Origin of the sequence: Vibrio sp. 10N.261.52.A1, from assembly GCF_002876325.1 — a bacterium.
GTDB lineage: Bacteria > Pseudomonadota > Gammaproteobacteria > Enterobacterales > Vibrionaceae > Vibrio > Vibrio chagasii.
Genome location: NZ_MCYD01001081.1, coordinates 1 through 8,281, shown reverse-complemented (window position 1 = coordinate 8,281; position 8,281 = coordinate 1). Strand labels below are relative to the sequence as shown.

8 protein-coding genes are annotated in these 8,281 nt (G+C 45.2%); 5 read left to right on the top strand and 3 right to left on the bottom strand.

The window, feature by feature from the left end; genetic code table 11:
* Positions 1–60: 60 nt before the first annotated feature.
* Entirely contained in the window at positions 61–1,341 is a 1,281-nt protein-coding gene (bioA, locus tag BCT81_RS23365; protein ID WP_102426026.1) for an adenosylmethionine--8-amino-7-oxononanoate transaminase, read from the bottom strand.
* A gap of 159 nt (positions 1,342–1,500) precedes the next feature.
* Between bioA and bioB the strand changes: the two genes are divergently transcribed.
* From bioB to bioD, 4 genes are read left to right on the top strand one after another with little or no spacing between them, the layout of a single operon-like run.
* On the top strand, positions 1,501–2,553 hold the full coding sequence (gene bioB / locus BCT81_RS23360) for a biotin synthase BioB (protein ID WP_008224593.1): 1,053 nt from the start codon (positions 1,501–1,503) through the stop codon (positions 2,551–2,553).
* Positions 2,540–3,715 (top strand): 8-amino-7-oxononanoate synthase, encoded by a 1,176-nt coding sequence (bioF, locus tag BCT81_RS23355; protein WP_102426025.1) that lies wholly within the window; start codon positions 2,540–2,542, stop codon positions 3,713–3,715. The genes bioB and bioF overlap by 14 nt, the downstream gene beginning before the upstream one ends.
* Complete coding sequence (gene bioC / locus BCT81_RS23350; RefSeq protein ID WP_102426024.1) at positions 3,716–4,519, top strand: malonyl-ACP O-methyltransferase BioC; 804 nt, start codon at positions 3,716–3,718, stop codon at positions 4,517–4,519.
* Positions 4,516–5,199: a dethiobiotin synthase gene (gene bioD / locus BCT81_RS23345; RefSeq protein WP_004742005.1), complete on the top strand. Its 684-nt coding sequence runs from the start codon at positions 4,516–4,518 to the stop codon at positions 5,197–5,199. The genes bioC and bioD overlap by 4 nt, the downstream gene beginning before the upstream one ends.
* An 83-nt stretch (positions 5,200–5,282) precedes the next feature.
* Here bioD and BCT81_RS29455 read toward each other — a convergent pair whose 3' ends face one another.
* A complete protein-coding gene (locus BCT81_RS29455; RefSeq protein ID WP_170222481.1) occupies positions 5,283–5,450 on the bottom strand; it encodes a hypothetical protein in 168 nt (55 codons plus the stop codon).
* Between the two features lie 275 nt (positions 5,451–5,725).
* Here BCT81_RS29455 and htpX point away from each other — a divergent pair, with 275 nt between their 5' ends.
* A complete protein-coding gene (gene htpX, locus BCT81_RS23340) occupies positions 5,726–6,589 on the top strand; it encodes a protease HtpX (protein WP_102426023.1) in 864 nt (287 codons plus the stop codon).
* Between the two features lie 215 nt (positions 6,590–6,804).
* Here the strand turns inward: htpX and purB are convergent, their stop codons facing one another.
* Complete coding sequence (gene purB, locus BCT81_RS23335; protein WP_102426022.1) at positions 6,805–8,175, bottom strand: adenylosuccinate lyase; 1,371 nt, start codon at positions 8,173–8,175, stop codon at positions 6,805–6,807.
* Positions 8,176–8,281: the final 106 nt, after the last annotated feature.

Genomic DNA, 8,281 nt, shown 5'->3' with positions numbered 1-8,281 from the left:
TACTGAAGCTATACGGAAATAATCATCGCTCTTGTTTAGAACAATAAACGCATTATTTAATTACGATTTAAAGCAATGAGCATTTTTTAATGCAGTATCGATAGCAGCGACTAATTGCTCTATATGTTGTGGTTCGCTAATAAACGGAGGCATCATATAAATTAACCTTCCAAATGGACGAATCCAAACACCTTGCTCGACAAAGTGAGCTTGTATAGCTTCCATCTCGACAGGTGAATGGGTTTCAACTACACCAATAGCGCCCAACCAGCGAACGTCTTTAACCAGTGCATGCTCTCGCAAAGGTGGCAGCAATTCAGAGAAAAGCTGTTCAATTTGTAGGGTTTGATTTTGCCAATGGCCTTGCTCTATGAGGGATAAACTCGCAGCTCCAACGGCACAAGCTAACGGGTTACCCATAAAAGTCGGGCCGTGCATGAAGCAACCTGCCTCACCTCCACATACGGTGTCCGCGACTTCTTTACTTGCTAGTGTTGCTGAAAGCGTCATATAACCACCAGTCAGAGCTTTGCCGACACACAAAATATCCGGCTGAATATTTGCATGCTCGCAGGCAAACAGTTTACCTGTGCGGCCAAACCCCGTTGCAATTTCATCTAGAATCAACAGCACGTTAAACTCATCACAAAGCAAGCGAACTTGTTTCAAGAATTCAGGGTGGTAAATACGCATACCGCCAGCGCCCTGAACGATTGGCTCTAAGATCACGGCGGCGACTTCTTCATGGTGTGCGGATAGCTTTTCACGAAAACTATCAATGTCACTTGGGTTCCATTCATCCCAAAAGCCAGTCTTTGGCGATTCAGCGAAAATATGCTCAGGTAAAAAGCCCTTATAGAGACTGTGCATTGAGTTATCGGGGTCTGTCACTGACATCGCAGCGAACGTGTCACCGTGATAACCATCTCTCAGCGTTAAGAATTTAGATCGAGGTTGTCCTTTCGCGTGCCAAAATTGAAGTGCCATTTTCAGGCTCACTTCTACCGCGACCGATCCTGAATCAGCCAAAAATACGTGTTCTAGATTGTCTGGTGCTAGTTTAAGAAGTTTCTTACATAAATCGATAGCCGGCTGGTGGGTGATGCCACCAAACATTACGTGTGAAACCTTATCGATTTGGCTGTGCGCAGCTTTATTTAAGACCGGGTGATTGTATCCGTGGATTGTTGACCACCAAGAAGACATACCATCAATAATTCGATTTCCGCCCTCTAGTTCTAGGTAAACGCCGTCTGCATTGGTAACTGGATAGCAGGTCAGAGGTGTTAACGTTGATGTGTAGGGATGCCAGATATGCTGGCGATCAAAGGCGAGATCCATAACGATTTCCGTTCTTATTGTGATTAAAAAATAACCAGATGTAAACTTTTGTTATTATCAATGTGTTGACAGTCTAAAGCTTGTCGGTAGACTAGCCAAGCATAAATGCAATCTCTATTGATGGAGATGCGACATCAAATAATAAAAAAGGATCGACACGTGGAAGTTCGTCATGACTGGACAGTCGCTGAAGTAAAGGCACTGCTTGAAAAACCATTTATGGATTTAATGTTTGAAGCACAACTGGTTCACAGACAGTACCAAGAGCACAACCACGTGCAGGTGAGTACGCTGTTATCTATCAAAACAGGTGCTTGTCCTGAAGATTGTAAATACTGCCCTCAAAGTGCGCACTATCGAACTGATGTCGATAAAGAGCGCCTGATGGAAGTTGAACGTGTGCTGGATGCCGCACAAAAAGCGAAGAATGCGGGCTCAACCCGTTTCTGTATGGGGGCAGCATGGAAGAACCCTAAAGAGCGCGATATGCCACACCTTACCGATATGATTAAAGGTGTGAAAGGTATGGGGCTAGAAACCTGTATGACACTTGGCATGCTAACGCCTGAACAAGCAGGTGAGTTAGCAGATGCAGGATTGGATTACTACAACCACAATCTTGATACCTCTCCAGAGTTTTATGGCAGCATTATCACCACTCGTACCTATCAAGATCGTCTAGACACGCTATCTCACGTTCGTGATGCAGGTATGAAGATCTGTTCGGGAGGTATTATTGGTATGGGCGAAAGCACTAATGACCGTGCGGGCTTGCTAGTTGAACTGGCTAACCTTCCGGTACACCCAGAGAGTGTACCTATCAACATGCTTGTTAAAGTGAAAGGCACACCGATGGAAAACGTCGATGATGTTGAGTCTTTCGACTTTATTAAATTGATCGCGATTGCTCGCATCATGATGCCTAAGTCTGCGGTTCGTTTATCTGCAGGTCGTGAGAACATGAACGAACAAATGCAAGCGATGTGTTTCATGGCGGGTGCAAACTCTATCTTCTATGGCTGTAAGCTACTGACTACGCCAAACCCGGATGAAGATACAGATATGCAGCTGTTTAAGAAGTTGGGTATCAACAGCCAAGAAGTGGCTCAAAAGCCTGATGAAATTCAAGAAAACGAACTGTTAGATCAAGTGGTGGAGCGTGTTGCAGCTCGCCCTACGAAAGATGACATGTTCTACGATGCCACGGTTTAAATCTCGTATTGAAGAAGCCCTTGTTCATCGCCGTGAGCAAGGGTTAACTCGTCAACTCAAGGTGCTTGAAAACAGTAATGGTCCATTGCTTAGTAGTGATGGTTCATCCTTTATAAACTTTTCGAGTAATGACTATTTGGGACTGGCGAACGATCCTGAGTTGGTCGAAGCATGGCAAAACGGGTTGTCTCAGTATGGTGCTGGTAGTGCAGCGTCGCCATTAGTCACCGGGTTTAGCCCAGCTCATCGAAACCTAGAAGCTCAGCTGTGTGGGTGGCTTGGCTTCGAACGTGCCATTCTTTTTAGTTCGGGATTCAGCGCTAATCAAGCCCTGTTGTTTTCTTTGCTCGAGAAAGATGACGTCTTGCTACAAGACAAGCTTAATCACGCCTCTTTGATGGAAGCGGGTGTACTTTCTCCTTCCACAATGAAACGCTTTAAGCACAACGATGTGCAGCACCTTGAGTCGTTACTAAGTCGTTCTCCCCAATCGTTAGTCGTGACGGAAGGCGTTTTCAGCATGGATGGTGACCAAGCTCCTCTCGATATCATGTCTTGCTTGACCAATCGACACGACAGTTGGTTGGCGGTTGATGACGCTCATGGCATAGGTGTATTAGGCGACAGAGGGGCAGGAAGCTGCAATGCTGCGCAAATCACACCTGATATTTTAGTGGTGACCTTCGGTAAAGCATTTGGTCTCTCCGGTGCTGCGATTCTATGTTCAGCCGAGGTGGGTGATTACTTAACCCAGTTTGCACGTCATCATGTGTATTCGACGGCAATGCCGCCCTCACAGGCTGTCGCTTTGTCTCATGCTTGTCAGATGATTCAAACCCAAGAGTGGCGCAGAGAGAAACTGACTGAGTTAAGTGCTCTTTATGCGGAGCAGATGAAATGCGTACCGGGCTTTGTTGATACCAAGACTCCGATTAAGCCATTGGTGATAGGCGAAGCAAAGGCGACATTATCGGTCGCAGATGAGTTAAAAACTAATCAGATTTGGGTGACAGCAATCAGGCCGCCGACTGTACCGGCAGGAACAGCTCGTTTGAGAATCACATTAACTGCCAATCACACTCAAAAACAGGTTAGCCAGTTAAGCAGTTTGTTACTTAAAGCTATCGAATCCAGACCTGTATTAAAGGAAGAGGCTCAGTAAATGTCACAAGAAGCAGTAGTGCACGAATACCTAGGCCAAGACAAAAGTGCAATTGCCGAAGCGTTTGGTAAGGCAGCAACTACCTATGATAAACACGCTGAGTTTCAGCGCGATGTTGGTCACCGATTGCTGGATAAGCTACCAAACGATCTTTCTGGTGTTAAGGTGCTCGATCTTGGTTGCGGGACGGGATATTTTTCAGAGCAATTGTTGAATCGTGGTGCAGAAGTGGTTTGTGCCGACCTCTCTATTGGAATGCTAGAGAAGGCAAAGCAGCGTTGTGGTTCTGCCGTCTCCTTATATCAACAAGCTGATGCCGAACAATTGCCGTTTGCAAATGGAAGTTTTGACATTGTTTTTTCGAGCTTAGCTTTGCAATGGTGTGACGATTTATCATCGCCTTTGAAGGAGATGAAGCGTGTGACTGTAGCGGGTGGGCGGGTTATTTTCTCAACTTTGCTCCATGGATCACTGTTTGAGTTGGAAAAGTCATGGAGCAAAATTGACGCACATCAACACGTTAACCATTTTATTACAATCAATCAGGTAAAAATTGCGTTAGCGCAATCTAGCTGTGCGGTTCATCAACTAGACTTGCCCACCATCACCGTTTGGTACGACACTTCATTTGAACTGATGCGCGACCTTAAAGGTATCGGCGCTAATCACGTAAGTGGTCGCTCACAAGGTTTAACAAGTCGTCGCATGTTGCAGCTTGTTGAACGGGAATATCGAGAGTTTAAAAACCATCAAGGTTTCTTACCAGCAACATATCAAGTTTGTTTAGGGGTTATTCAATTATGATTGATGCAGTATTCATTGCAGGTACGGATACCGAAGTGGGAAAAACTGTGGTTTCAAAAGCGATTCTTCAAGCTTTGGCCGCACAAGATTTATCAACAATTGGTTATAAGCCAGTTGCTGCAGGGTGTGAAAAGTACCCTGAAGGGTTACGTAACAGCGACGCGCTGCATCTTCAAGAAGCTGCAACACAAGACATCGCCTATGAAGACGTTAACCCATACGCATTGCTACTACCATCATCACCTCACATTGCTGCTAAGCATGACGGCGTAGTGATTGAGGAAGAGGTGCTATCGGCTAAGCTAGCTGAACATAAGCAGAATTCTGACATCGTTTTGGTAGAGGGTGCTGGTGGTTGGCGTGTGCCCGTCTCAGACGACGAATACCTGTCTAGCTGGGTTAAGAAAGAACAGCTTCCTGTGGTTCTGACGGTAGGTATTAAGCTAGGCTGCTTGAGCCATGCTCTACTAACTGCAGAAGCGATTCGTGCAGATGGCCTAAACCTCGTCGGTTGGGTTGCTAACCGTATTAATCCAGGCACAGAACATTACGCAGACATTATTGCGATGCTTGAAGACAAGCTAGGCGCCCCAAAACTGGGTGAGATCCCTTACGTACCAAAAGCTAAGTCTAAAAATATTGGTAAGTACATCGATGTACAGCCATTGCTTGCACTGTAGCTTTGAAGTAACACCTTGAATAAGAAAAGGGCTGCGATTGCAGCCCTTTTGCTATTTAAGCCTTTATAGAGTCAAGCTTGGGATTAGTGATCTTTTGTCAGCCCCATTAGTGCTTGTTGTGTCTCTGTGATGTTTGTCTGCGCAGCCTCTGGCGTAAGAATACCGATCTGTTTTTTCGCTTCTTCTTCAGTAATCCCCAGGTGACAGCACAGTAAATCGATAGCCATTTGAGTGTTAGTACCTTCAACCATGATCCTTTCCTTTTGTTACATGAACTAGCCAATCATTAATTGATTAACACTCTAAACTGAACGATAGAGGTAGACCATACTACTTAGGTCTAATGGACGAGTGCAAATTGCGCTACTCCCGTAATCAAATGTTTCAATTTAATGCTTAACCTTGTTTTCTTAATCTAAGACTATATGTATAAGTAAGTATAAGTCGTCAAGGTTGGAATCAATTGCTGTCTGCCTTGTCTATAACAATAAGTTTGATAAAAACAGCTTTCATGCGGAGATAAGTAATGAAGCGAGTAATGTTGTTCCTTGCAACCAACCTTGCGGTTGTATTGGTACTAAGTGTTGTTCTTAATATTGTATACGCAGTCACAGGTATGCAACCAGGTAGCCTCTCAGGCTTGTTGGTGATGGCTGCGGTATTCGGTTTCGGCGGCTCATTCATCTCACTAATGATGTCAAAGAAAATGGCACTTCGTTCTGTTGGCGGTATGGTGATTGAAAGCCCACGCAACGAAACAGAACACTGGTTGATGGAGACGGTAAGCCGTCAAGCTCAACAAGTTGGTATTGGTATGCCGACAGTAGCGATCTACGATTCGCCAGACATCAACGCATTTGCAACTGGTGCTAAGCGTGACGATTCACTGGTCGCGGTATCAACTGGTTTGCTACACAACATGACGCGTGATGAAGCTGAAGCGGTACTGGCGCACGAAGTTAGCCACATCGCAAACGGCGACATGGTGACAATGACGTTGATGCAAGGTGTTGTGAACACGTTCGTTATCTTCCTTTCTCGTTTCATTGCCAACATTGTGGCATCGAATGATAACGAGGAAGAAGGTGGTAGCAACATGATGGTGTACTTCGGTGTGTCTATGGTGCTGGAATTGGTATTTGGTTTCCTAGCGAGCTTCATCACCATGTGGTACAGCCGCCATCGTGAATTCCATGCCGATGCAGGTGCTGCGCACTTGGTAGGTAAAGAGAAGATGATTGCTGCTCTAGAGCGTCTGAAGGTGAGCCACGAGCCACAACTAGAAGGTTCTATGATGGCATTTGGTATCAACGGTAAGCGTTCTCTAACAGAACTTCTAATGAGCCACCCACCGCTAGATAAGCGTATTGCGTCTCTACGTAACCTGTAATCTCTAACACAATGAGAGAATACTAAAGGCTTCCTTCGGGAGGCCTTTTTTGATCTTGGTGTTTAAGATAACAAGTTTTGAGGCGTGAGTTATGAGGTGCAGTTGTCGCTAGGTAATCTTATGTTTACGATTCCTTTAGCGATAGATTTAGTTCCGCGTAATAAAAAGGCTTCCACATAGGAAGCCTTCTCATATCTTCTAATTCGAAGCTCGAATTACAGCTTGTCAGTTAGCTCGACAGCTTGACCGATGTAGTTCGCTGGAGTCATCTCTTTCAGACGAACTTTCTCGTCTTCAGGGATCTCTAGGCCATCGATGAAGGCACGCATGCCTTCGCCGTCTACACGCTTACCACGAGTTAGTTCTTTAAGCTTTTCGTATGGCTTCTCGATGCCGTAACGACGCATTACTGTTTGTACTGGTTCAGCTAGAACTTCCCAGTTCTTGTCTAGTTCAGCAAGTAGTGCTTCGCGGTTAACTTCTAGCTTGCTAATACCTTTCAGAGTTGAAGTGTATGCAATGATAGCGTAGCCAACACCAACACCTAGGTTACGAAGAACAGTAGAGTCAGTTAAGTCACGTTGCCAGCGAGAAACTGGAAGCTTTTGCGCTAGGTGGCTGAATACAGCGTTGGCTAGACCAAGGTTGCCTTCCGAGTTTTCGAAGTCAATTGGGTTAACTTTATGCGGCATTGTAGATGAGCCGATTTCACCAGCAATCGTCTTCTGCTTGAAGTGACCAAGAGCAATGTAGCCCCAAACGTCACGGTCGAAGTCTAGAAGGATCGTGTTGAAACGAGCAATCGCGTCGAATAGCTCTGCGATGTAATCGTGAGGTTCGATTTGAGTTGTGTATGGGTTCCAAGTAACACCAAGAGATTCAGTGATGAACTCTTCTGAGAACTGGTGCCAATCTACTTCTGGGTATGCAGAAAGGTGTGCGTTGTAGTTACCAACAGCGCCGTTGATTTTCGCTAGGATCTCAACGTTTTCGATTTGCTTGTATTGACGTTCCATACGGTACGCAACGTTAGCCATTTCTTTACCCATAGTAGAAGGAGAAGCAGGCTGACCGTGTGTACGAGAAAGAAGAGGAATGTCACGGTATTCGTTAGCAAGTGCTTTGATTGCGTCGATTACGTTGCGGATTTCTGGAAGAACAACTTCGTCACGAGCTTCTTTAAGCATAAGCGCGTGAGACGTGTTGTTGATGTCTTCAGAAGTACATGCAAAGTGAATGAATTCGTTAACAGCGTGAAGCTCAGGAACGCCAGCTACTTTCTCTTTTAAGAAGTATTCAACCGCTTTTACGTCGTGGTTTGTTGTGCGCTCGATCTCTTTGATACGTAGAGCATCTTCTTCGCTGAAGTTAGCGGCTAGTTCATCAAGAAACTGGTTAGCTTCTGCACTGAACGCTGGTACTTCTTTGATTGCATCAGTAGCTGCAAGCTTTTGTAACCAACGAATTTCAACGATAGAGCGGTACTTTAGTAGACCAAACTCACTAAAGATGCTGCGTAATGCAATAGTCTTACTTCCGTAACGGCCGTCTACTGGTGAAACAGCAGTCAATGCTGACAGTTCCATGGTGTTCTCCTGAATTGAGTTTTCTAAATTTTGAGAGGTTTATACCAGTAACAATCTCAATTGTCACGCATATTGCGCAAACGTTTGCTTGAGAGTTGTGTTGGTA

Excerpts from the sequence above, each read along its gene's own strand:
- BCT81_RS29455 (WP_170222481.1), bottom strand. The coding sequence starts at position 5,450 with ATGGTTGAAGGTACTAACACTCAAATGGCTATCGATTTACTGTGCTGT.
- htpX (WP_102426023.1), top strand. The coding sequence starts at position 5,726 with ATGAAGCGAGTAATGTTGTTCCTTGCAACCAACCTTGCGGTTGTATTG.
- bioF (WP_102426025.1), top strand. The coding sequence starts at position 2,540 with ATGCCACGGTTTAAATCTCGTATTGAAGAAGCCCTTGTTCATCGCCGT.
- bioA (WP_102426026.1), bottom strand. The coding sequence starts at position 1,341 with ATGGATCTCGCCTTTGATCGCCAGCATATCTGGCATCCCTACACATCA.
- bioD (WP_004742005.1), top strand. The coding sequence starts at position 4,516 with ATGATTGATGCAGTATTCATTGCAGGTACGGATACCGAAGTGGGAAAA.
- bioC (WP_102426024.1), top strand. The coding sequence starts at position 3,716 with ATGTCACAAGAAGCAGTAGTGCACGAATACCTAGGCCAAGACAAAAGT.
- purB (WP_102426022.1), bottom strand. The coding sequence starts at position 8,175 with ATGGAACTGTCAGCATTGACTGCTGTTTCACCAGTAGACGGCCGTTAC.